22 protein-coding genes and 1 pseudogene are annotated in these 21,466 nt (G+C 54.6%); 18 read left to right on the top strand and 5 right to left on the bottom strand.

Annotated elements, in window-relative coordinates; all coding sequences use genetic code 11:
* Positions 1-130: 130 nt before the first annotated feature.
* The 5 genes from rhaB (at position 131) to rhaM (ending at position 5,331) form a co-directional block, all read left to right on the top strand.
* Positions 131-1,600 carry a rhamnulokinase gene (gene rhaB / locus AC3G3F_RS20690; protein WP_488395684.1) on the top strand — a complete coding sequence of 490 codons (1,470 nt, stop codon included), beginning with the start codon at positions 131-133 and terminating at the stop codon, positions 1,598-1,600.
* Positions 1,597-2,856 (top strand): L-rhamnose isomerase, encoded by a 1,260-nt coding sequence (gene rhaA, locus AC3G3F_RS20685; protein WP_488395682.1) that lies wholly within the window; start codon positions 1,597-1,599, stop codon positions 2,854-2,856. The genes rhaB and rhaA overlap by 4 nt, the downstream gene beginning before the upstream one ends.
* Before the next feature lie 84 nt (positions 2,857-2,940).
* The gene (rhaD, locus tag AC3G3F_RS20680) at positions 2,941-3,768 is read left to right on the top strand and encodes a rhamnulose-1-phosphate aldolase (protein WP_488395680.1); all 828 of its coding nucleotides are present in this window, start codon (positions 2,941-2,943) and stop codon (positions 3,766-3,768) included.
* A 103-nt stretch (positions 3,769-3,871) separates the two neighbouring features.
* Complete coding sequence (fucO, locus tag AC3G3F_RS20675) at positions 3,872-5,020, top strand: lactaldehyde reductase (RefSeq protein WP_053528794.1); 1,149 nt, start codon at positions 3,872-3,874, stop codon at positions 5,018-5,020.
* Positions 5,017-5,331, top strand: a complete 315-nt coding sequence (gene rhaM, locus AC3G3F_RS20670) for an L-rhamnose mutarotase (RefSeq protein ID WP_088734589.1) — start codon at positions 5,017-5,019, stop codon at positions 5,329-5,331. Before fucO ends, rhaM begins: the two co-directional genes overlap by 4 nt.
* Positions 5,332-5,373: 42 nt before the next feature.
* Here rhaM and AC3G3F_RS20665 read toward each other — a convergent pair whose 3' ends face one another.
* A complete protein-coding gene (locus AC3G3F_RS20665) occupies positions 5,374-5,922 on the bottom strand; it encodes a helix-turn-helix domain-containing protein (protein ID WP_001517951.1) in 549 nt (182 codons plus the stop codon).
* A gap of 100 nt (positions 5,923-6,022) precedes the next feature.
* Between AC3G3F_RS20665 and AC3G3F_RS20660 the strand changes: the two genes are divergently transcribed.
* The 6 genes from AC3G3F_RS20660 to AC3G3F_RS20635 all read left to right on the top strand — a co-directional run bounded on the left by AC3G3F_RS20660 (position 6,023) and on the right by AC3G3F_RS20635 (position 11,898).
* Positions 6,023-6,682, top strand: coding sequence for an AzlC family ABC transporter permease (locus AC3G3F_RS20660; RefSeq protein ID WP_023249124.1), 660 nt, complete (start codon positions 6,023-6,025; stop codon positions 6,680-6,682).
* Positions 6,682-7,005, top strand: coding sequence for an AzlD domain-containing protein (locus AC3G3F_RS20655; RefSeq protein WP_488395678.1), 324 nt, complete (start codon positions 6,682-6,684; stop codon positions 7,003-7,005). The genes AC3G3F_RS20660 and AC3G3F_RS20655 overlap by 1 nt, the downstream gene beginning before the upstream one ends.
* Before the next feature lie 185 nt (positions 7,006-7,190).
* On the top strand, positions 7,191-7,637 hold the full coding sequence (locus AC3G3F_RS20650; protein ID WP_023249123.1) for a PTS fructose transporter subunit IIA: 447 nt from the start codon (positions 7,191-7,193) through the stop codon (positions 7,635-7,637).
* Positions 7,638-7,647: 10 nt separating this feature from the next.
* On the top strand, positions 7,648-9,093 hold the full coding sequence (locus tag AC3G3F_RS20645; protein ID WP_023249122.1) for a PTS fructose-like transporter subunit IIBC: 1,446 nt from the start codon (positions 7,648-7,650) through the stop codon (positions 9,091-9,093).
* Positions 9,083-10,153, top strand: coding sequence for an aminopeptidase (locus AC3G3F_RS20640; protein WP_053509964.1), 1,071 nt, complete (start codon positions 9,083-9,085; stop codon positions 10,151-10,153). Before AC3G3F_RS20645 ends, AC3G3F_RS20640 begins: the two co-directional genes overlap by 11 nt.
* Complete coding sequence (locus tag AC3G3F_RS20635; protein ID WP_053509962.1) at positions 10,153-11,898, top strand: putative frv operon regulatory protein; 1,746 nt, start codon at positions 10,153-10,155, stop codon at positions 11,896-11,898. The genes AC3G3F_RS20640 and AC3G3F_RS20635 overlap by 1 nt, the downstream gene beginning before the upstream one ends.
* 47 nt (positions 11,899-11,945) lie before the next feature.
* Here the strand turns inward: AC3G3F_RS20635 and AC3G3F_RS20630 are convergent, their stop codons facing one another.
* Both AC3G3F_RS20630 and fdhD read right to left on the bottom strand, forming a co-directional pair.
* Complete coding sequence (locus tag AC3G3F_RS20630; RefSeq protein ID WP_023249119.1) at positions 11,946-12,158, bottom strand: YdgH/BhsA/McbA-like domain containing protein; 213 nt, start codon at positions 12,156-12,158, stop codon at positions 11,946-11,948.
* A 128-nt stretch (positions 12,159-12,286) separates the two neighbouring features.
* The gene (gene fdhD / locus AC3G3F_RS20625; protein WP_023249118.1) at positions 12,287-13,123 is read right to left on the bottom strand and encodes a formate dehydrogenase accessory sulfurtransferase FdhD; all 837 of its coding nucleotides are present in this window, start codon (positions 13,121-13,123) and stop codon (positions 12,287-12,289) included.
* 194 nt (positions 13,124-13,317) lie between these two features.
* Here fdhD and fdnG point away from each other — a divergent pair, with 194 nt between their 5' ends.
* The 4 genes from fdnG to fdhE are packed head-to-tail and all read left to right on the top strand — an operon-like array spanning position 13,318 to position 18,841.
* On the top strand, positions 13,318-16,368 hold the full coding sequence (gene fdnG, locus AC3G3F_RS20620) for a formate dehydrogenase-N subunit alpha (RefSeq protein ID WP_488395675.1): 3,051 nt from the start codon (positions 13,318-13,320) through the stop codon (positions 16,366-16,368).
* A 12-nt stretch (positions 16,369-16,380) separates the two neighbouring features.
* On the top strand, positions 16,381-17,283 hold the full coding sequence (gene fdxH / locus AC3G3F_RS20615) for a formate dehydrogenase subunit beta (protein WP_000331364.1): 903 nt from the start codon (positions 16,381-16,383) through the stop codon (positions 17,281-17,283).
* Entirely contained in the window at positions 17,280-17,915 is a 636-nt protein-coding gene (gene fdoI, locus AC3G3F_RS20610) for a formate dehydrogenase cytochrome b556 subunit (RefSeq protein WP_000829028.1), read from the top strand. Before fdxH ends, fdoI begins: the two co-directional genes overlap by 4 nt.
* The gene (fdhE, locus tag AC3G3F_RS20605; protein ID WP_053509958.1) at positions 17,912-18,841 is read left to right on the top strand and encodes a formate dehydrogenase accessory protein FdhE; all 930 of its coding nucleotides are present in this window, start codon (positions 17,912-17,914) and stop codon (positions 18,839-18,841) included. Before fdoI ends, fdhE begins: the two co-directional genes overlap by 4 nt.
* 37 nt (positions 18,842-18,878) lie before the next feature.
* On the opposite strand, the gene AC3G3F_RS20600 is transcribed toward fdhE, so the two are convergent.
* Together AC3G3F_RS20600 and AC3G3F_RS20595 are read right to left on the bottom strand one after the other, a co-directional pair.
* Positions 18,879-19,253, bottom strand: a complete 375-nt coding sequence (locus AC3G3F_RS20600; protein WP_023249114.1) for a type II toxin-antitoxin system VapC family toxin — start codon at positions 19,251-19,253, stop codon at positions 18,879-18,881.
* Positions 19,253-19,495 (bottom strand): ribbon-helix-helix domain-containing protein, encoded by a 243-nt coding sequence (locus AC3G3F_RS20595; RefSeq protein ID WP_001523745.1) that lies wholly within the window; start codon positions 19,493-19,495, stop codon positions 19,253-19,255. Before AC3G3F_RS20595 ends, AC3G3F_RS20600 begins: the two co-directional genes overlap by 1 nt.
* 204 nt (positions 19,496-19,699) lie before the next feature.
* Between AC3G3F_RS20595 and AC3G3F_RS20590 the strand changes: the two are divergent.
* The 3 genes and pseudogenes from AC3G3F_RS20590 to AC3G3F_RS20580 all read left to right on the top strand — a co-directional run bounded on the left by AC3G3F_RS20590 (position 19,700) and on the right by AC3G3F_RS20580 (position 21,466).
* Positions 19,700-20,626: pseudogene (locus AC3G3F_RS20590) on the top strand (alpha/beta hydrolase).
* Between the two features lie 85 nt (positions 20,627-20,711).
* Entirely contained in the window at positions 20,712-21,023 is a 312-nt protein-coding gene (locus tag AC3G3F_RS20585) for a type II toxin-antitoxin system HigB family toxin (protein ID WP_488395674.1), read from the top strand.
* Positions 21,020-21,466, top strand: a complete 447-nt coding sequence (locus tag AC3G3F_RS20580; RefSeq protein ID WP_001259009.1) for a helix-turn-helix domain-containing protein — start codon at positions 21,020-21,022, stop codon at positions 21,464-21,466. The genes AC3G3F_RS20585 and AC3G3F_RS20580 overlap by 4 nt, the downstream gene beginning before the upstream one ends.

Genomic DNA, 21,466 nt, shown 5'->3' with positions numbered 1-21,466 from the left:
AGAAACTGTGAACGCTATCACGTTCATCTTTGCCTTGTTGCCAGCGGCTCATTTTCCTGTCAGTAACGAGAAGGTAGGCCTTTGAGGGCTTTTTTAGACTGTGCGCAATGACTCTAAGAAGGACCTCATTATGACTTTTCGCCATTGTGTCGCGGTTGATCTCGGCGCATCCAGCGGGCGCGTGATGCTGGCGCGTTATGACCGCAAACACCGTACCCTGACGCTACGTGAAATCCACCGTTTTGTGAACTGCCTACAAAAAACAGACGGGTTTGACACCTGGGACATCGACAGTCTGGAAAAGGATATCCGTCTTGGTCTGAAGAAAGTCTGCGATGAAGGCATTCTTATCGACAGCATCGGCATCGACACCTGGGGCGTCGATTATGTCCTGCTGGATAAACAAGGTCAGCGTGTCGGCCTGCCGGTCTCCTACCGCGATAACCGTACCATGGGCATCATGTCGCAAGCGCTGGTCCAGATCGGCAAAAGCGAAATCTATCGCCGCAGCGGGATTCAGTTTCTGCCGTTTAACACCGTCTATCAGCTACGCGCGCTGACGAAGCAACAGCCTGAGTTAACGGCGCAGGTCGCTCATGCGCTGCTGATGCCCGATTATTTCAGCTACCGCCTGACCGGTGAAATGAACTGGGAATACACCAACGCCACGACCACCCAGTTGGTCAATATCAATACCGATGACTGGGACGATACCCTACTGGCGTGGACCGGCGCGAAAAAAAGCTGGTTCGGTCGCCCCTCGCACCCGGGCAATATTATCGGCGACTGGATTTGCCCGCAGGGCAACCGTATTCCGGTGATAGCCGTCGCCAGTCACGATACCGCCAGCGCCGTTATTGCCTCTCCGCTGGCAAATAAACATAGCGCTTACCTGTCTTCAGGCACCTGGTCGTTGATGGGTTTTGAAAGCAAAATGCCTTACACCACAGATGACGCGCTGGCCGCCAATATCACCAACGAAGGCGGCGCGGAAGGGCGTTATCGGGTACTGAAAAACATTATGGGTTTGTGGCTGCTCCAGCGCGTGCTGAAAGAACGGCGCATTACCGATCTACCTGCGCTTATCGCCCAAACAGAAGCGCTGCCGGCCTGCCGTTTCCTGATTAACCCGAATGACGATCGCTTTATCAATCCTGACGATATGCGCACCGAAATTCAGGCTGCCTGTCGCGAGACCGGCCAGCCCGTTCCCCTCAGCGATGCCGAACTGGCGCGCTGCATTTTCGACAGTCTGGCGCTGTTGTATGCCGACATTCTGCACAAACTGGCAAATCTGCGCGGCGAAGCATTTACCCAACTGCATATTGTCGGCGGCGGATGCCAGAACGCTCTACTCAACCAGTTGTGCGCCGATGCGTGTGGTATTCGCGTGATGGCTGGGCCGATTGAAGCCTCCACCCTTGGCAGTATTGGTATTCAGCTTATGACCCTCGACGAATTAAACAACGTCGATGACTTCCGTCAGGTCGTCAGCGCCAACTACGACCTGACAACCTATATCCCTAATCCTGATAGTGAAATTGCCCGCCACGTTGCGCAGTTTCAACCCAAACGACAGACAAAGGAGCTTTGCGCATGACCACTCAACTGGAACAAGCCTGGGAACTGGCAAAACAACGTTTCGCCGCAGTAGGTATTGATGTCGAGGCGGCGCTGCGCCAGCTCGATCGCCTGCCGGTTTCCATGCACTGCTGGCAGGGCGACGATGTTGCCGGATTCGAGAACCCGGAAGGTTCGCTGACGGGCGGAATTCAGGCGACCGGCAACTATCCGGGCAAAGCGCGTAACGCCACCGAACTGCGCGCCGATCTGGAACAGGCGCTGCGTCTGATCCCGGGGCCAAAACGGCTAAACCTGCACGCCATTTACCTTGAGTCGGATACGCCGGTTGCCCGCGATCGGATCAAACCCGAGCATTTTAAAAACTGGGTAGCGTGGGCAAAGGCCAATAAGCTCGGCCTGGACTTTAACCCGTCCTGCTTTTCGCATCCGCTGAGCGCCGACGGTTTCACCCTGTCGCACGCTAATGACAACATCCGCCAGTTCTGGATCGATCACTGCAAAGCCAGCCGCCGCGTCTCGGCATACTTTGGTGAGCAGCTCGGTACGCCGTCGGTGATGAACATCTGGATTCCGGACGGCATGAAAGACATTACCGTCGACCGTTTAGCCCCGCGTCAGCGCCTGCTGGAAGCGCTGGATGAGGTCATTAGCGAGAAATTCGACCCGATGCACCACATCGATGCGGTCGAAAGCAAACTGTTTGGCATCGGCGCGGAAAGCTACACCGTTGGCTCCAGTGAGTTCTACATGGGCTATGCCACCAGCCGTCAGACCGCGCTGTGTCTGGATGCGGGACACTTCCATCCCACTGAAATGATTTCCGACAAAATTTCCGCCGCCATCCTCTACGTGCCGCGCCTGCTGCTGCACGTCAGCCGCCCGGTACGCTGGGATAGCGACCACGTAGTGCTGCTGGACGATGAAACCCAGGCAATTGCCAGCGAGATCGTCCGTCATAACCTGTTCGACCGCGTGCATATCGGTCTGGATTTCTTCGACGCCTCTATCAACCGCATCGCCGCGTGGGTTATCGGTACCCGCAACATGAAAAAAGCGCTGCTGCGCGCTCTGCTGGAACTCACAGATCAACTGCGTCAGCTTGAGGCCAGCGGCGATTACACCGCGCGTCTGGCGCTGCTGGAAGAGCAAAAATCCCTGCCGTGGCAAGCCGTCTGGGAAATGTATTGCCAGCGTCACGACACGCCGGCAGGCAGCCAGTGGCTGGAAAGCGTGCGGGCGTATGAGAAAGACATTCTGAGTAAACGTCGCTAAACATCACAAATTGTAGGCGGATAAGGCGCTTATCCGGCCTACATGACATCCGAGAGGTTTCGGATAATCAACAGGAACACGAACATGCAAAATATTACCGATTCCTGGTTTGTCCAGGGCATGATTAAAGCCACGTCTGATGCGTGGCTAAAAGGGTGGGACGAACGTAATGGCGGTAACCTGACGCTACGTGTGGATGAAGCCGATATCGCGCCTTTTGCGGCTAATTTCCACGAAAAACCACGCTATATCGCGCTAAGTCAACCAATGCCGCTGCTGGCGAATACACCGTTTGTCGTTACCGGCTCCGGCAAATTTTTTCGCAACGTTCAGCTCGATCCGGCAGCCAATTTAGGCGTGGTTAAAATTGACAGCGACGGCGCAGGCTACCACATTCTGTGGGGCTTAACCCATGACGCCGTACCCACCTCTGAACTCCCGGCGCATTTCCTCTCCCACTGTGAACGCATCAAAGCCACCCACGGCAAAGACCGCGTCATTATGCATTGCCATGCGACTAACCTGATCGCCCTCACCTACGTGCTGGAAAACAACACTGCGCTGATTACCCGCAAACTGTGGGAAGGCAGCACCGAATGCCTGGTGGTATTCCCGGACGGTGTCGGCATTCTGCCGTGGATGGTGCCAGGCACCTATGAAATCGGCCAGACCACCGCGCAAGAAATGCAGAAACATTCGCTGGTACTGTGGCCGTTCCACGGCGTGTTCGGAAGCGGACCTACGCTGGATGAAACCTTCGGTTTGATCGATACCGCAGAGAAATCCGCTGAGGTATTAGTCAAAATCTATTCGATGGGCGGTATGAAACAGACGATCGCGCGTGACGAGCTGGCGGCGCTCGCTAAACGCTTTGGCGTAACCCCGCTGGCCAGCGCCATAGCGCTGTATTGATATCCCAGAGCCGGATGGTGGCTGTTGCCTTATCCGGCCTACATTCCAGCGTAGCGCCATCGGACGACAACGCAATAGGGATCTATTTTCAAGGAGAATGTTTATGAGCTTTATGTTGGCATTGCCGAAAATCAGCCTGCACGGTGCAGGGGCCATTGGCGATATGGTCAATCTGGTCGCCAATAAGCAATGGGGCAAAGCGCTGATCGTCACCGACGGTCAACTGGTCAAACTTGGCCTGTTAGACAGCCTGTTTAGCGCACTGGATGCGCATGACATGCCTTACCATCTGTTCGATGACGTCTTCCCGAATCCAACGGAAGCGTTGGTGCAAAAAGGGTTTGCGGCCTGGCAGGACGCGAACTGCGACTACATTATCGCCTTCGGCGGCGGCAGCCCAATCGATACCGCAAAAGCAGTGAAAATACTTACCGCCAACCCTGGTCCTTCCATCGCCTACTCCGGCGTCGGCAAAGTGAAAAACGCTGGCGTACCGCTGGTAGCGATTAATACCACGGCAGGCACCGCGGCGGAAATGACCAGCAATGCGGTTATCATCGACTCCGGGCGTCAGGTAAAAGAAGTCATTATCGATCCGAACATCATCCCGGATATCGCGGTGGATGACGCCAGCGTCATGCTGGAGATCCCCGCTTCTGTGACCGCCGCGACCGGGATGGATGCGCTCACCCACGCGGTGGAAGCCTATGTTTCTGTCGGCGCGCATCCGCTTACCGACGCCAATGCGCTGGAAGCGATTCGCCTGATTAGCCAGTGGCTGCCGAAAGCGGTTGATGACGGTCATAATCTCGGCGCGCGCGAGCAGATGGCATTCGGCCAGTACCTGGCGGGTATGGCGTTCAACAGCGCCGGTTTGGGGCTGGTTCACGCGCTGGCGCACCAGCCGGGCGCAACCCACAACCTGCCGCACGGCGTCTGCAACGCTATCCTGCTGCCAATTGTCGAGAACTTTAACCGTCCGAACGCCATCGCGCGTTTTGCCCGCCTCGCACAGGCGATGGGCGTGGATACGCGTGGTATGTCTGACGAAGCCGCAAGCCAGGAAGCGATTAACGCTATCCGCACGCTGAGCAAACGCGTCGGCATTCCAGAAGGTTTCAACAAGCTGGGCGTCACCAAAGAAGATATCGAAGGCTGGCTGGATAAAGCCCTCGCCGACCCGTGCGCGCCGTGTAACCCGCGCGCCGCCAGCCGCGATGAAGTTCGCGAGCTGTACCTGGAGGCGTTATGATTCGCAAAGCCTTTGTGATGCAGGTAAATGCCGACGCGCACGAGAAGTATCAGCGTCGTCATAACCCAATCTGGCCGGAGCTGGAAGCCGTATTAAAATCTCACGGCGCGCATCACTACGCGATTTATCTCGATCAGGAGCGCAATCTGCTGTTCGCTACCGTTGAGATTGAATCCGAAGCGCGCTGGAACGCCGTCGCCAGTACCGATGTTTGCCAGCGCTGGTGGCGACATATGCGCGATGTGATGCCCGCGAATCCGGATAACAGCCCGGTCAGCACAGAGCTGAAAGAGGTGTTCTATCTGGCGTAAACCTTTGCCCGGTGACGGTGGCGCTGACCGGGCCTGGCATTCTCAATTCTGTTCCGCCACCAGGATAGCCTGGGTATCCGGTTCCAGCGCTTTAAAGATATGCGCCTGGTCGCCGGGATAACAAATGTAATCCCCCTCCGCCAGCTCTTCCGGTGCTTCGGTTAAACCGACGAGGGCTTTTCCCTGCGTAACAATAATATGTTCCACCGACCCTGGCGGATGCGGGTGAGAGATCCGGTCGGCCCCCGGCTGCGTCAACAGCAGATAGATATCACGCCGGGCGCCGGGCGGACACGCCGCCAGTAATATCGCCTGATAATGCGCCTGTTCCGCCACCACTTTGGTGCCTTCCCCGCGGCGAATCACCTGCGTTTTTTGTACCTGCGGCTCCAGCAGCCTGGCAAAGGGAATATCGAGCGCGACGCACAGCGACCATAGCGTCTCCAGGCTGGGGTTGCCGTTCCCCGCTTCCAGTTGTGAAAGCGTAGATTTAGCAATGCCTGCGCGCCGCGCAATCTCCGCCAGCGACAGCCCGGTTCGCTGGCGCTCGCGCACCAGGCTTCTGGCGATAACGCTAATAGGTTGTGTCATAAAGCATCCAATGTTCACTATAACGAACGAAACGTTCGTCTTGTAAAGCGAATCTGTTCCGTTCATTATAATGAAAATTCGTTCGATATGACTAAAGAAGATGAAACACTATTTTTCCTGTCTCAAGGGAGACACGATAAAAGCGATATTTTTAGTGTGCCTGGCCGTGGGCGTCGTCGGCATGTCCTATGGCTCGCTGGCGATGGCCTACGGTTTCCCGATGTGGGTGCCGTTTGTACTCTCTATTTTTGTGCTGGCAGGCGCGTCCGAATTTATGTTTATCGGCATTGTCGCCAGCGGCGGCAATCCGCTGGCGGCGGCGGCGGCAGGATTGTTGGTGAATGCCCGCCATGTGCCGTTTGGCGTAACGGTGCGCGATTTGGTTGGCACCCGCGCCGCCAGCTTTTTCGGCTGCCATATCATGAATGATGAGAGCGTGGTGTTCGGCCTGTCGCAAAAAACGCCGGAACAGCGTAAAGCGGCTTACTGGCTGTGCGGGTTAGGCGTCGCCATTTTATGGCCGACAGGGACACTACTCGGCACACTGGTCGGCAAATTGCTGCCCGCGCCGGAGACCATTGGTCTGGATGCCGTATTCCCGGCGATCTTACTGGCGCTGGTGATCCCGGCGTTTAAAAATCGCACCACATTGATTCGTGGTTGTAGCGGTGCCGCGCTGTCGCTTGCCGCCGTTCCCTTTGTGGCTGCCGGATTGCCGGTGTTGCTTTCGCTGCTTGGCCTACTGGCGAGGAAAAAATAATGGGCAATATGACGCTATTTATCATCGGTATTGCTCTTTTATCCGCGGGAACCTATTCGATGCGCCTCGGCGGCGCGAAACTTGGTAGCCGTCTGGCGCTGTCTGAGCGTTCACAGGCACTACTCTCGGATGCGGCAACGGTGCTGTTATTCTCTGTCGCGCTGGCCACAACCTTTTACGAAGGCGAACATTTTGCCGGAATGGCGCGCGTATTGGGCGTCACCTTCGCCGTATTTTTAGCCTGGCGTAAAATGCCGCTGATTGTGGTGATTATCGCCGCCGCGGTAGTGACGGCACTGCTGCGGCTGGCAGGATTACATTGAACCCATCGTAACCCTGACATGGAAAAATTCATCAGGGTTATACAATGCCGTATAGTGTGTGACACTCCGCAAAATTGAGAAGTAACTCAACGGCATATTGTCACTCCCTCCCGACATATTACCGCTCATCTCTTGACCGTCTCCTCGTTAAAATCAGATTAAACAGATTTTAACGGAGCCCCATCATGACCGCCCTTACAACGAACTGCATCGATCTCAATATTCAGGGCAACAGCGCTTATTCCATTCTCAAACAACTGGCAGAGATGGCGTTCCAGAACGGCTATACCACCGATTGCCATCAGTTCCTGCAAACTCTGCTACTGCGGGAAAAGTTGCATTCCACGGGGTTCGGCTCAGGCATCGCCGTACCGCATGGTAAAAGCGCCTGCGTGAAGCATCCCTTTGTTTTGTTTGCGCGCAAATCTAAAAACGTGGACTGGAAGGCCAGCGACGGCGAGGGCGTGAACTGCTGGATCTGCCTCGGCGTGCCGCAGGCCGGCGAAGACGATCAGGTCAAAATTATCGGCACCCTGTGCCGCAAAATCATCCACCAGGATTTTATCAACCAGTTAAAGCAAGGGAATACCGACCAGGTACTTTCTTTGTTAAATCAAACTCTAACCTCATAAGGAAGCGACAATGGAGTCATCCTTACGTTTAGTGGCGATCACCAACTGCCCGGCGGGAATCGCCCACACCTATATGGTGGCGGAGGCGCTGGAGCAAAAAGCGCGTTCGCTCGGCCATACCATTAAAGTGGAGACCCAGGGTTCAAGCGGCGTTGAAAACCACCTCACCCAGGAGGAGATCGCCGCCGCCGATTATGTGATTCTGGCAATCGGGCGTGGCTTAAGCGCTGAAGACCGCTCGCGCTTCGCCGGGAAAAAGGTCTATGAGATTGCGATTTCCCAGGCGTTAAAAAATATCGAGCAGATTTTTAACGAGTTACCGACACATTCGCAGCTTTTCGCCGTCGATAACGGCGTCAAGTTGGGTAAGCAGGATGTGCAGCAGGGTAGCGTGATGAGCCATCTGATGGCGGGCGTTTCCGCCGCGCTGCCGTTCGTGATTGGCGGCGGGATACTAATCGCTATCGCCAATATGCTGGTGCAGTTCGGTTTACCGTACACCGATATGTCGAAAGGCGAACCGTCGTTTACCTGGGTGGTCGAATCCATCGGCTACCTGGGCTTCACCTTTATGATCCCGATTATGGGGGCCTATATCGCGTGGTCCATCGCCGATAAACCGGCGTTCGCTCCGGCGTTTCTGGTCTGCTATCTGGCCAACGATAAAGGGCTGCTGGGCACCCAGTCCGGCGCGGGTTTTCTCGGCGCAGTGGTGCTGGGGCTGGCGATCGGCTACTTTGTACTGTGGTTTCGCAAAGTCCGTCTCGGTAAAGCGCTTCAGCCGCTGCTCGGCTCGATGCTTATCCCGTTCGTCACGCTACTGCTGTTCGGCGTGCTGACGTATTACGTCATCGGCCCGGTGATGTCCGACGTGATGGGCGGTCTGCTGCACTTCCTGAACACCATTCCACCGACGATGAAAATGGGCGCGGCCTTCCTCGTTGGCGCGATGCTGGCGTTTGATATGGGCGGGCCAATCAACAAAACCGCCTGGTTCTTCTGCTTCTCGCTACTGGAAAAACATATCTACGACTGGTACGCCATTGTCGGCGTGGTGGCGCTGATGCCGCCCGTCGCGGCGGGTATCGCTACGTATCTTGCGCCGAAGCTGTTTACCCAGCAGGAGAAAGCCGCCGCCAGCAGCGCAATTGTGGTGGGCGCTACCGTCGCCACCGAACCCGCGATCCCTTATGCGCTGGCCGCACCGCTGCCGATGATTACCGCCAATACGCTCTCCGGCGGCATTGCCGGCATGCTGGTTATCGCCTTCGGAATCAAACGCCTGGCGCCAGGTTTAGGTATCTTTGACCCGCTGATTGGTCTGATGTCACCGGTAGGGGCATTTTATCTGGTGCTGGCGATTGGTCTGGCGCTGAACATTTCGTTAATTATCCTTTTGAAAGGATTGTGGCTCAGGCGTAAAGCCGCGCAGCAGGAGCTTGCCCATGAACATTGATTTACTTCAGCAGCTATGCGAAGCCAGCGCCGTCAGCGGCGATGAACAGGAAGTTCGCTCGATTTTGATCAATACGCTGGACCCCTGCGTGGATGAAATCACCTTTGACGGCCTCGGCAGCTTTGTCGCCCGCAAAGGCAACCGCGGGCCGAAAGTGGCGATTGTCGGCCATATGGATGAAGTCGGCTTTATGGTGACACATATCGACGATAGCGGTTTTTTGCGCTTCACCACGATAGGCGGCTGGTGGAATCAGTCGATGCTCAATCATCGTGTCACGATTCGCACCCACAAAGGATTGAAAATTCCCGGTATTATCGGCTCCGTTGCGCCGCACGCTTTAACGGAAAAGCAGAAACAACAGCCGCTCTCGTTTGATGAGATGTTTATTGATATTGGCGCGAGCAGCCGTGAAGAGGTGGAAAAACGCGGCATCGCCATCGGCGATTTTATCAGCCCGGAGGCGAATTTCGCCTGTTGGGGCGAGGACAGGATTGTCGGCAAAGCGCTGGATAACCGCGTCGGCTGCGCCCTGATGGCGGAGCTTTTACAGGCGGTAGATAACCCTGAAATTACGCTTTACGGCGTCGGCTGCGTGGAAGAAGAGGTTGGGCTGCGCGGAGCGCAAACCTCGGCGGAGCATATCAAGCCCGACGTGGTGATCGTGATGGATACGGCGGTTGCAGGCGACGTGCCCGGCATCGATAGCATCAAATATCCGCTGAAGCTGGGCGCCGGACCGGGGCTAATGCTGTTTGATAAACGCTATTTCCCCAATCAACGGCTGGTCGCCGCGTTAAAAGAGCGCGCGCAAAGCAGCCAGGCGCTTCTGCAGTTCTGCACCATGAAAACCGGGGCGACAGACGGCGGACGCTACAACGTGATGGGCGGCGGTCGTCCGGTGGCGGCGCTGTGCCTGCCGACCCGCTATCTGCACGCCAACAGCGGCATGATTTCGGCGACGGATTACGACGCGCTGTTCACTCTGGTCCGCGAACTACTGGCCTCGCTGACGGCGGATAAGGTCAGTGCCTTCAGCGATTTTCGTCAGGTGAGATAATGTTAAACGAACGCCAGTTAACCCTTGTCGAGCTCCTTGAACAGCAGCGATGGTCGTTGAGCGAACTGGCGCGACACACTGGCGTTTCGAGCCGCACCATTCTGCGCGATATTGATTACCTGAACTTCACGCTCAGCGATAAAGCGCGTATTCAGCCTGGCGGTAATGCGGGTTATCAACTGGACATTGTGGACAGACGTCGCTTTTTCCAGTTGCTGCAACGGCATGATAATGACGATCGGTTGCTGGCATTCCTGTTATTGCAGGCCTTTTCCACCCGCGCCCAGCTCGCGTCGGCGCTCAATTTACCGGAGACGTGGGTGACGGACAGATTGCCGCGCCTGAAACAGCGTTATGAACGCGCATTCTGCATGGCCAGCCGTCCGGGCGTTGGGCATTTCATCGATGAACCGGAGGAAAAGCGCATTATTCTGCTGGCGAATCTGCTGAAAAAAGATCCGCTGCTGATTCCCTTACCGGGCATTACGCGAACAGTTATTGAACAGTTGCAGCAGGCATGTGAAGAGGTGGATGATTTTCCCCTCGTGCCTGGCGAGTATCTCGCCAGCCTGACGCTGGCGGTTTACGCCCTGCGCAATCAGCTCACTACCGCATGGCCGGAATGTCGGCATACGTCACTGAAAAAGGCGGTGGCGCAGGGAGGGATCGACATGGGCGAGAACGCGTTCGGAACGCTTATCGGCCTTCTGGAAACACAGCAACAGCAGGCAATGACCCTCTCCGCTGACGCCGTATGTTCTCTACTGCAACGCGTCCCCGGTGCCGCCTCGTTGAACATTATTGATACCCAACTCATTGATAACATTACCGGTCATCTGCTCAGATGCGTATCCGCGCCCATATGGTTACCGGAGCATCGTCAGAGCAGTATGAATAACCTGAAGTCCGCGTGGCCCGCCGCGTTCGACATGAGCCTGTGCTTTATCGCCCAGTTGCGTGAGCAGGTAGAGATTCCGCTGTTCGATAGCGATCTGATCGGCCTCTATTTTGCCTGCGCCCTGGAGCGACATCAGAATGAGCGGCGTCCTATCGTTTTGTTATCCGATCAAAATGCGATTGCTACCATTAATCAGCAGGCCATTGAACGGGATGTGCTGAATTGTCGGGTCATGATTGCGCGAACGCCCGGCGAGGTGAAGGCGATAAGTCAGGAGATTGTTCCGGTCCTTATCATCAATAACAGCCACTATTTGCTCGATGAGGGGCAAAAGAATGTACTGTCGTTCAGGAATATCATTACCGCCTCCGCTACCGAGCAGATCAAAAACTTTCTTGCCACGGCCTTTATTCGCCAACAGCCTGAACGCTTCTTTTCTAAGGCAGGAAGTTTTCATTACCCGAATATCCCAGGGGAAGACTGGAATACCATCACCAGGCAAATTTGTGACCGGTTAGTGAGCCAGGCCCACATCACCGAGGATGACGCGCTGCGAATCTGCGCCAGGGAAAACGAAGGCGAGAACCTGATTATCAATCACCTCGCCATCCCCCACTGCTGGAGCGAACGGGAATCACGTTTCCGCGGATTTTTTATCACCCTGGCGCACCCTGTGCAAGTTAATAATGAGCCCGTTGACCGCGTGCTGCTCGCCTGCGCTGCCGCTGCTGCGCGTCACGAGCTGAAAATCTTCAGTTATCTGGCGAGCGTTATATGCCGCCATCCGGCCGACACGGTTCGCAGATTAGACGGCTATGAAGCATTTATTGCGCTGTTAAATCAGTGAGAGCAACAAAACGCCTCAAGAGCGCTCTTTCGACGGTATAGCGATTGTTATTTCAGCAGTTTAGCGGTCATATGTACGCGGTTGCCGGTATATGCCTGGGTAATTTTATAAGCGCTTGCGCCTGCTTGTTCAGCCTGAGCGGCAATCTTCGCTTCGGTGTTTTCCAGCGTCGTACCGGTTGCGGTCACAGACTGGGCAGCAAATGCGCCGAAAGAGGTAGCAAGGGCGATAACTGCGACAAAATTTTTGATTGTTTTCATGATGTAAATCCTTCCGGTTTGTTGTTTGGTTAAGGTGCGGTGCCTTGATAAGATAAATAATAGGCTGATAACTAAACAACTAAAAGCGGAAGGGTTTGCCATTCTATTTCAAATTAATTGAATATAAATTATACATCGATCAATCGCTGCGGATGGGTATAAACCGTCGCCCGGCCCGGCTTACAGAACCCCACCAGAGTAAGATTACACCGTTCAGCGACGTCAACCGCGAGCGTTGTCGCGGCCGACACGGCAAACAGGATCTCCACGCCGCACATCGCCGACTTCTGTACCATTTCATAACTGGCGCGACTGGAAACCAGCACCGCCCCCTGGTGCCAGCATTCACCTTCAACGGCGCGACGGCCTAAAAGTTTATCAAGCGCGACATGACGCCCGACATCCTCATGGCCGCCAGCCAGATCGCCAAATGACGTCACCCATGCAGCAGCATGAGTACAACCGGTCAGCTTACCCGTCGGTTGAAAATCATTCAGATGCTTTAACGCGCGATCAAGGTTAGCGAGATTGAAGGTTTGGGTAAACGGTAGCGGCTGCACTGGCTTACCGATGTCATTGAGCTGTTCAACGCCACACACGCCGCAGCCAGTGCGACCCGCCAGCGCGCGGCGGCGTTCTTTCAGCCCCATAAAGCGGCGGCTGGAAAGTTCTATCTGCACTTCGAGTCCGTTACAGGACGGCACAATGTCCATGCCAAAAACGTCACGCGGGCTGTCAATGATCCCTTCCGACAGAGAAAACCCCATTGCAAAATGCGTCAGATCTTTCGGAGAAGCCATCATAACGACATGCGAAATGCCGTTATACACCAGCGCAACAGGCACTTCCTCGGCAACATCATCAAGTTGGGGGTGCTGCAAATCCTCGCGTTTCCAGAGAGTCAACTGGCGTGAGGTTGTGAAATTAGTCACATTTAGGACTTCTTCAGACAGTATATTGTTCACTTTCTTTTAACCATATAAGAACACACACACCAACATTATGGTATTCTGTCACAACTCCTCCCGGATGGAGGAAAATTTACCCAATTCTGAACTTTTGCGGGCCCGCCCGCAAAGAAAAATAACAACCACTCCCTGAGCGTTTCGGATAGAGAAATGTGAAAGAGAAGTGACAATGTCGAAACAAGGAGCAAACCATGCAGGTCAGCAGAAGGCAGTTCTTTAAGATCTGCGCTGGCGGTATGGCAGGCACCACGGCAGCGGCACTGGGCTTCGCGCCCGGCGTAGCGCTAGCGGAAACACGGCAATATAAACTGCTGCGCACCCGCGAAACCCGTAACACCTGCACCTACTGTTCCGTTGGCTGTGGGCTGTTGATGTACAGCCTCGGCGACGGTGCGAAAAACGCCAAAGCATCTATTTTCCATATCGAAGGGGACCCGGATCATCCGGTAAACCGTGGCGCGCTGTGCCCGAAAGGGGCCGGTCTGGTGGATTTCATCCACTCTGAAAGTCGCCTGAAATTCCCGCAATACCGCGCGCCTGGTTCAGATAAGTGGCAACAGATCAGCTGGGAAGAAGCGTTTGACCGCATCGCTAAACTGATGAAGGAAGATCGCGACGCCAACTACCAGGCGCAGAACGCCGAAGGCGTTACCGTTAACCGCTGGCTCACTACCGGGATGCTGTGCGCTTCCGCATCCAGTAACGAGACGGGTTATTTAACGCAAAAATTCTCCCGCGCGCTGGGTATGCTCGCGGTCGACAACCAGGCGCGTGTCTGACACGGACCAACGGTAGCAAGTCTTGCTCCAACATTTGGTCGCGGTGCGATGACCAACCACTGGGTCGACATCAAGAACGCCAACCTCGTCGTGGTGATGGGCGGTAACGCTGCGGAAGCTCACCCGGTCGGGTTCCGCTGGGCGATGGAAGCTAAAATTCACAACGGCGCGAAGCTGATTGTGGTCGATCCGCGCTTCACGCGTACCGCGTCGGTGGCCGATTTCTATGCGCCAATACGCTCGGGTACTGACATTGCCTTCTTGTCAGGCGTGATGCTGTATCTGCTGACCAACGAAAAATACAATCGTGAATACACCGAGGCCTATACCAATGCCAGCCTGATCGTGCGTGAAGATTTTGGCTTCGATGATGGTCTGTTCACCGGCTATGACGCAGACAAGCGGCAGTACGATAAAACCAGTTGGCACTATGAGCTGGACGAAAACGGCTTTGCCAAACGCGATACGACACTGCAACACCCGCGCTGTGTCTGGAATCTGTTGAAACAGCATGTCTCTCGTTACACGCCGGACGTGGTAGAAAATATCTGCGGTACGCCGAAAGCGGACTTCCTGAAAGTGTGCGAGTACATTGCGGAAACCAGCGCAAAAGATAAAACCGCGTCGTTCCTGTACGCGCTGGGCTGGACGCAGCACTCCATCGGCGCGCAGAACATCCGTACCATGGCGATGATCCAGCTTCTGCTCGGTAACATGGGGATGGCGGGCGGCGGCGTTAATGCCCTGCGCGGTCACTCCAACATTCAGGGGCTGACCGACTTAGGACTGCTGTCGCAAAGTCTGCCGGGCTACCTGACGCTGCCGAGCGAAAAACAGACCGATTTGCAAACCTATCTGGCTGCCAATACGCCGAAACCATTGCTGAAGGATCAGGTCAACTACTGGGGCAACTACCCGAAATTCTTCGTCTCGATGATGAAGGCCTTCTTTGGTGATAAAGCGACAGCGGAAAATAGCTGGGGCTTCGACTGGCTGCCGAAGTGGGACAAAGGGTATGATGTGCTGCAGTACTTCGAGATGATGAAACAGGGCAAGGTCAACGGCTATATCTGCCAGGGCTTTAACCCGGTGGCCTCATTCCCGAACAAAAACAAAGTGGTCGCGTCGCTTTCCAAACTGAAGTACCTGGTGACTATCGATCCGCTCAACACCGAAACGTCCACCTTCTGGCAAAACCACGGTGAGTCGAACGACGTTGATCCCGCGAAAATCCAGACCGAAGTGTTCCGTCTGCCTTCCACCTGCTTTGCCGAGGAAAATGGTTCCATCGTTAACTCCGGTCGCTGGTTACAGTGGCACTGGAAGGGCGCGGACGCCCCGGGGATTGCCATGACCGATGGCGAAATCCTCGCCGGTATCTTCTTACGCCTGCGTAAGATGTACTCTGAACAGGGCGGCGCCAACCCGGAACAGGTGCTGAATATGACCTGGAACTACACCAAACCATATGAACCCGCCTCTGAAGAAGTGGCGATGGAAAGTAACGGTAAAGCGCTAGCCGATCTTATCGACCCGGCAACCGGCGCGGTGGTGGTGAAGAAAGGCCAACAGCTCAGTTCGTTCGCGCAACTGCGCGATGACGGTACGACTTCCAGCGGCTGCTGGATTTTCGCCGGTAGCTGGACGCCGGAAGGCAACATGATGGCGCGTCGTGATAATGCCGACCCGTCTGGTCTCGGCAACACTCTGGGCTGGGCATGGGCATGGCCGCTTAACCGCCGCATCCTCTATAACCGCGCCTCCGCAGATCCGCAGGGCAATCCGTGGGACCCGAAACGTCAGCTCCTGAAATGGGAAGGCGGAAAATGGGCCGGATGGGATATTCCGGACTACAGCGCCGCCGCGCCGGGCAGCGACGTCGGGCCATTTATCATGCAACCAGAAGGGATGGGCCGCCTGTTTGCCATCGATAAGATGGCGGAAGGGCCGTTCCCGGAACACTACGAACCGTTTGAAACGCCGCTGGGCACTAACCCGCTGCACCCGAACGTTATCTCTAACCCTGCCGCCCGTATCTTTAAAGACGATGCCGACGCGCTGGGTAAAGCGGATAAATTCCCGTATGTCGGAACCACTTACCGTCTGACCGAGCACTTCCACTACTGGACCAAGCACGCGTTGCTTAATGCTATCGCCCAGCCGGAACAGTTTGTGGAAATTGGCGAGAAGCTGGCGAATAAGCTCGGCATCGCGCATGGCGATACCGTGAAGGTCTCCTCGAACCGCGGCTATATCAAAGCCAAAGCAGTAGTGACCAAGCGTATTCGCACGCTGAAAGCGGACGGCAAGGATATCGATACCATCGGTATTCCTATTCACTGGGGCTATGAAGGCGTGGCGAAAAAAGGCTTTATCGCCAATACGTTAACGCCTTTCGTCGGCGATGCGAACACGCAGACGCCGGAGTTTAAATCCTTCCTTGTGAATGTGGAAAAGGTGTAACGGAGACGACCTATGGCTTATCAATCGCAAGACATCATTCGTCGTTCCGCCACTAACGGTTTCACCCCCGCGCCCCAGGCGCGGGACCATCAGGAAGAGGTGGCGAAACTCATCGACGTCACCACCTGTATCGGCTGTAAAGCGTGTCAGGTGGCGTGCTCAGAGTGGAACGATATCCGTGATGAAGTGGGCAATAACGTCGGGGTCTACGATAACCCGGCGGACTTAACCGCTAAATCCTGGACGGTGATGCGCTTCTCGGAAGTGGAACAGAACGACAAACTGGAATGGCTGATCCGTAAGGATGGCTGTATGCACTGCGCCGATCCCGGCTGCCTGAAGGCATGTCCGGCGGAAGGGGCTATCATCCAGTATGCCAACGGCATTGTCGACTTCCAGTCCGAGCAGTGTATCGGCTGCGGCTACTGTATCGCTGGCTGTCCATTCAACGTGCCGCGCCTTAACCCGGAAGACAACCGCGTCTATAAATGTACGCTGTGCGTTGACCGCGTGGTGGTCGGCCAGGAACCGGCCTGCGTGAAGACCTGTCCAACTGGCGCCATTCATTTTGGCTCGAAAGAGGACATGAAAACGCTGGCGGGCGAGCGGGTGGCGGAACTAAAAACCCGGGGTTATGACAACGCGGGTCTGTACGATCCGGCGGGTGTAGGCGGTACGCATGTCATGTACGTGCTACACCATGCCGACAAGCCGAATCTGTATCACGGTCTGCCGGAGAATCCGGAAATCAGCGAAACCGTCAAGTTCTGGAAAGGCGTCTGGAAACCGCTCGCCGCGTTCGGTTTTGCCGCGACCTTTGCCGCCAGCGTCTTCCACTATGTCGGCGTCGGTCCGAACCGTGCGGAAGAGGAAGATGATAACCTGCATGAAGAGAAAGACGAGGTGCGCAAATGAAACGACGTGACACCATCGTGCGCTATACGGCGCCGGAACGCATCAACCACTGGATCGTCGCCTTCTGCTTCGTGCTGGCGGCGGTGAGCGGGCTGGGCTTTTTATTCCCATCCTTCAACTGGCTGATGCATATCATGGGCACCCCACAACTGGCGCGAATTCTGCACCCGTTTGTAGGCGTTGTTATGTTTGCCTCGTTTATCATCATGTTTTTCCGCTACTGGCACCACAATCTAATCAATCGGGATGATATCTTTTGGGCGAAGAATATTCGTAAGATCGTCGTCAACGAGGAAGTGGGTGACACCGGGCGTTATAACTTCGGTCAGAAATGCGTATTCTGGGCGGCGATTATCTTCCTGGTGCTGCTGCTGGTGAGCGGGGTGATTATCTGGCGTCCGTATTTTGCGCCTGCTTTCTCAATCCCGGTGATCCGATTCGCGTTAATGTTGCATTCTTTTGCCGCAGTAGCGTTAATTGTGGTTATCATGGTGCATATCTACGCCGCCCTTTGGGTGAAAGGCACCATTACCGCGATGGTGGAAGGCTGGGTAACCCGGTCGTGGGCGAAGAAACATCACCCACGCTGGTACCGAGAAGTCCGCAAGACAACGGAAAAAGAAACTGAATGAGTATTCGCATAATCCCGCAAGATGAGCTGGGTTCGAGCGAGAAACGTACGGCGGATATGATTCCGCCGTTATTGTTCCCCCGACTCAAAAACGTCTACAACCGCCGCGCCGAACGTCTGCGCGAGCTGGCTGAAAATAATCCGCTGGGCGATTATCTGCGTTTTGCCGCGCTTATCGCGCACGCGCAGGAAGTGGTGCTGTACGACCATCCGCTGGAAATGGATCTAACCGCACGCATTAAAGAAGCGAACGAACAGGGCAAGCCGCCGCTGGATATCCATGTGCTGCCGCGTGACAAGCACTGGCAAAAACTGCTGAATTCGTTGATTGCCGAGCTAAAACCCGAGATGAGCGGCCCCGCGCTGGCGGTGATCGAGAATCTGGAGAAAGCATCAGAGCAGGAGCTGGAGCAGATGGCGAACGCGCTGTTTGCCTCGGATTTTGCCTCCGTCAGCAGCGATAAAGCCCCGTTTATCTGGGCCGCGCTCTCCCTTTACTGGGCGCAAATGGCCAGCCTGATCCCAGGCAAAGCCCGCGCGGAATATGGCGAAGCGCGCCAGTATTGCCCGGTGTGCGGTTCGATGCCGGTCTCCAGCATGGTGCAGATCGGTACCACGCAGGGGCTGCGTTATCTGCACTGTAACCTGTGCGAAACCGAGTGGCATGTAGTACGCGTAAAATGCAGTAACTGCGAACAGAGCCGCGACTTACACTACTGGTCGCTGGAAAATGAGCAGGCCGCGGTGAAGGCCGAAAGCTGTGGCGATTGCGGGACTTACCTGAAGATTCTGTATCAGGAAAAAGACCCGAAAGTCGAAGCCGTTGCCGACGATCTCGCCTCGCTGGTGCTGGACGCGCGCATGGAACAGGAGGGCTTCGCCCGCAGTTCCATCAACCCGTTCCTGTTCCCTGGCGAAGGGGAATAAGTTTTTTACTCAGACCGGGCGAAGTTTGCCGTCCGGTCTACAAGTGATACGGCGTGATCACTCCTGGAATGCCGGCAAAGTCTTTTGTATTACGCGTCACAAGCTCACAACGATGGACTTGTGCAGTGGCCAGAATGATCGCATCCGGGAGTTTCATGCCATACTCCTGCCTGACAATGACGCTTCGTTCCGCGATTTCTTGTGTCACACCAATAACATTAAACGCACTTAATGCAATTCGCGTGCGGTTTTCCTGATGATATTTCTTAGCGCCCACCATCACTTCCATCCATGTGATAAGGCTAATCGCATTCTGTGGCGGATACGCTTCCAGCGCATGTTTCGCTTCAATACGACCGCTAAACAGGTCGATGAGGATATTGGTATCAAAAAGCGCAGACCCTTTGACCATTACCATTCCTCACGAAGTTTACGTTGGTATTCAACGCCATCTTCCTCACAGCCTTGCCAGAGCCCCAATGCTTTCGAAATTGTGGTCTCAGCCCGATCCTGTCTTTCCAGATACTGCTCAACAGCCTCCCGCAAGAGTTCTGCACGAGGTAGGTTGCGTTGCACCTTGAGATCGTCAAGCCGTTTAATCACATCGTCTGATAAATCGAGTAAAATTCTGCCCATATCCATCCCAGCCATCATACTCACATATACCTCCAGTATATCATTCGCGCTTATTTTTCAAACAACATACACCTGAGACTGACGAGAAAATAGTTATTACGCGAACGATTTTTATTTTTGCGAGCCGCTTTCCAGAATCGTACGCAGCCCAATTTTCCCATTTTCATTCGTACCAAATCGGGTTATAAAACTGTATATCCATACAGATAAAGGCAATGAAAAATGGCACTGGAAAGCGGGATTGCGCAGTTAGTGGAGGAATTTATCGCGGCGGGACGCCCCTCTTCTCGCGAACAGAATATTGATGACCGGAGGGCGGGCTACATCGCCAGCACGACACTGGCAGGAGAAACTGAAACCCGCGTCCAGGTTGAAGATATTGAACTCAATGCCATGACGTTTCGCGTGGTTTCGCCGCTCAATGCCACAGGGAAATTACCCTGCATCATTTATTATCATGGTGGTTGCTTTGTCAGCGGCGGTTTTGCCACTCACGATAACCAGTTAAGGCAGTTAGCTTTTTACAGCCGTTGTCGCGTGATTGCGGCGCAGTACCGACTTGCACCAGAGCACACCTTCCCGGCCGCACATAACGATGCCGAAACCGGAGCCAATACTATCTGGAAATATGCCCAGAAACTGGGGATAGATCGCGAGAACATTACGCTTGCCGGTGACAGCGCGGGTGGGCATCTGGCGCTGGTCACTGCGCTACGCCTGAAAGCCGCCCGTCAATGGCAACCTGCACAGCTGATTCTGATCTACCCCATGCTGGACGCAACCGCCAGGTTTGCGAGCTACACCTGTAATGGGCTGGATTACATTATCACGCGTGACACGCTGCTTTCAGGCTACGAGATGTATATGCCGCGAACCGATCCACTGCATCCTGAAGCCAGTCCGCTCTGGCGTGAGGACTTCGCCGGTCTGCCATCCACGCACATCATTACTGCCGAATTCGACCCACTGCGCGATGAGGGCGAGGCCCTGTATCAACGGTTCCAGGAACAGGATGTGGAATGTACTTGCCAGCGCTCTCGGTGTCATTCATGGCTTTTTCCAGCTCGGAGGCGTGAGCCAGGCGGCACGAAGCGCCATGCGAGATATGGCCTGGCGTGTTGTAAGCCATCAACAGGCAAAATGACCTAAAATTCAATTTTGTTTTCAACTTGAAAACTTTATGACGTTGCGCTAAATTATTTTCAGGTTGAAAACTTTGTAATGGAACTACATTGTGCATGTTATCAGCCGAAAACCGTTCAATGAAGCGATGCTCATATATCCAAACCATGAGCTTGCCCTCACTGAGTTGCTGAATGTTCTGGAGAAAAAAACATTCACTCAGCCTGAAGAGATGAAGCGGTATATTCCTTCACTGGATAATTTTAAGCACAGAGATAAATGGTGGGTGATTGATGTTTCTGGTAACAGCCTGAGACTCATTTCCTACATAGATTTCAGGTTACATAAGATATTTGTGAAACATATCGTTTCCCATGCCGAATATGACAAACTGACCGCATATGATCGGGGTAATAAAGAATGAGAACTCATCGTCAGATGGATGCAACCAGCGCAAAAAAGATCGTTGATACCTTCAGCGATGCGGTAAAAAGCGTCCCACTGATGGGGGAAGACCGAAATGACAATGAGTATCGCAGGGCACTAGCGCTAGTGGAGTTTCTGGTCGACCACGACGATCTTGAAAACCCACTATTTGAATTGCTCTGTGCCCGAATCAGTGAATACGAAAAGCATGCGCCGGAATTCAAAGCACTCAACCAACACCTGGAGAAAACGCCCCCTGGCGTTTCAGTATTGCGAACGCTCATGGATCAATACGGTCTCAAAGCAGCAGATCTTGCCAACGAACTTGGTTCTAAATCGAACGTCAGCAACATCTTAAATGGCCGCAGAGCACTAACGGTTAATCATATTAAAGCGCTTACACAACGCTTTAAACTACCAGCGGATGCCTTCATCGAGTAG

It is taken from the genome of Salmonella sp. FC25216, from assembly GCF_057751355.1.
The sequence above is the reverse complement of the archived record's forward strand: the minus strand, read 5'-3'. Positions and strand labels throughout refer to the sequence as shown.

What these genes read in the sequence shown, in the direction of transcription:
- rhaB (WP_488395684.1), top strand. Translation starts at nt 131, where the DNA reads ATGACTTTTCGCCATTGTGTCGCGGTTGATCTCGGCGCATCCAGCGGG.
- rhaA (WP_488395682.1), top strand. Translation starts at nt 1,597, where the DNA reads ATGACCACTCAACTGGAACAAGCCTGGGAACTGGCAAAACAACGTTTC.
- rhaD (WP_488395680.1), top strand. Translation starts at nt 2,941, where the DNA reads ATGCAAAATATTACCGATTCCTGGTTTGTCCAGGGCATGATTAAAGCC.
- fucO (WP_053528794.1), top strand. Translation starts at nt 3,872, where the DNA reads ATGAGCTTTATGTTGGCATTGCCGAAAATCAGCCTGCACGGTGCAGGG.
- rhaM (WP_088734589.1), top strand. Translation starts at nt 5,017, where the DNA reads ATGATTCGCAAAGCCTTTGTGATGCAGGTAAATGCCGACGCGCACGAG.
- AC3G3F_RS20665 (WP_001517951.1), bottom strand. Translation starts at nt 5,922, where the DNA reads ATGACACAACCTATTAGCGTTATCGCCAGAAGCCTGGTGCGCGAGCGC.
- AC3G3F_RS20660 (WP_023249124.1), top strand. Translation starts at nt 6,023, where the DNA reads ATGAAACACTATTTTTCCTGTCTCAAGGGAGACACGATAAAAGCGATA.
- AC3G3F_RS20655 (WP_488395678.1), top strand. Translation starts at nt 6,682, where the DNA reads ATGGGCAATATGACGCTATTTATCATCGGTATTGCTCTTTTATCCGCG.
- AC3G3F_RS20650 (WP_023249123.1), top strand. Translation starts at nt 7,191, where the DNA reads ATGACCGCCCTTACAACGAACTGCATCGATCTCAATATTCAGGGCAAC.
- AC3G3F_RS20645 (WP_023249122.1), top strand. Translation starts at nt 7,648, where the DNA reads ATGGAGTCATCCTTACGTTTAGTGGCGATCACCAACTGCCCGGCGGGA.
- AC3G3F_RS20640 (WP_053509964.1), top strand. Translation starts at nt 9,083, where the DNA reads ATGAACATTGATTTACTTCAGCAGCTATGCGAAGCCAGCGCCGTCAGC.
- AC3G3F_RS20635 (WP_053509962.1), top strand. Translation starts at nt 10,153, where the DNA reads ATGTTAAACGAACGCCAGTTAACCCTTGTCGAGCTCCTTGAACAGCAG.
- AC3G3F_RS20630 (WP_023249119.1), bottom strand. Translation starts at nt 12,158, where the DNA reads ATGAAAACAATCAAAAATTTTGTCGCAGTTATCGCCCTTGCTACCTCT.
- fdxH (WP_000331364.1), top strand. Translation starts at nt 16,381, where the DNA reads ATGGCTTATCAATCGCAAGACATCATTCGTCGTTCCGCCACTAACGGT.
- fdoI (WP_000829028.1), top strand. Translation starts at nt 17,280, where the DNA reads ATGAAACGACGTGACACCATCGTGCGCTATACGGCGCCGGAACGCATC.
- fdhE (WP_053509958.1), top strand. Translation starts at nt 17,912, where the DNA reads ATGAGTATTCGCATAATCCCGCAAGATGAGCTGGGTTCGAGCGAGAAA.
- AC3G3F_RS20600 (WP_023249114.1), bottom strand. Translation starts at nt 19,253, where the DNA reads ATGGTCAAAGGGTCTGCGCTTTTTGATACCAATATCCTCATCGACCTG.
- AC3G3F_RS20595 (WP_001523745.1), bottom strand. Translation starts at nt 19,495, where the DNA reads ATGATGGCTGGGATGGATATGGGCAGAATTTTACTCGATTTATCAGAC.
- AC3G3F_RS20580 (WP_001259009.1), top strand. Translation starts at nt 21,020, where the DNA reads ATGAGAACTCATCGTCAGATGGATGCAACCAGCGCAAAAAAGATCGTT.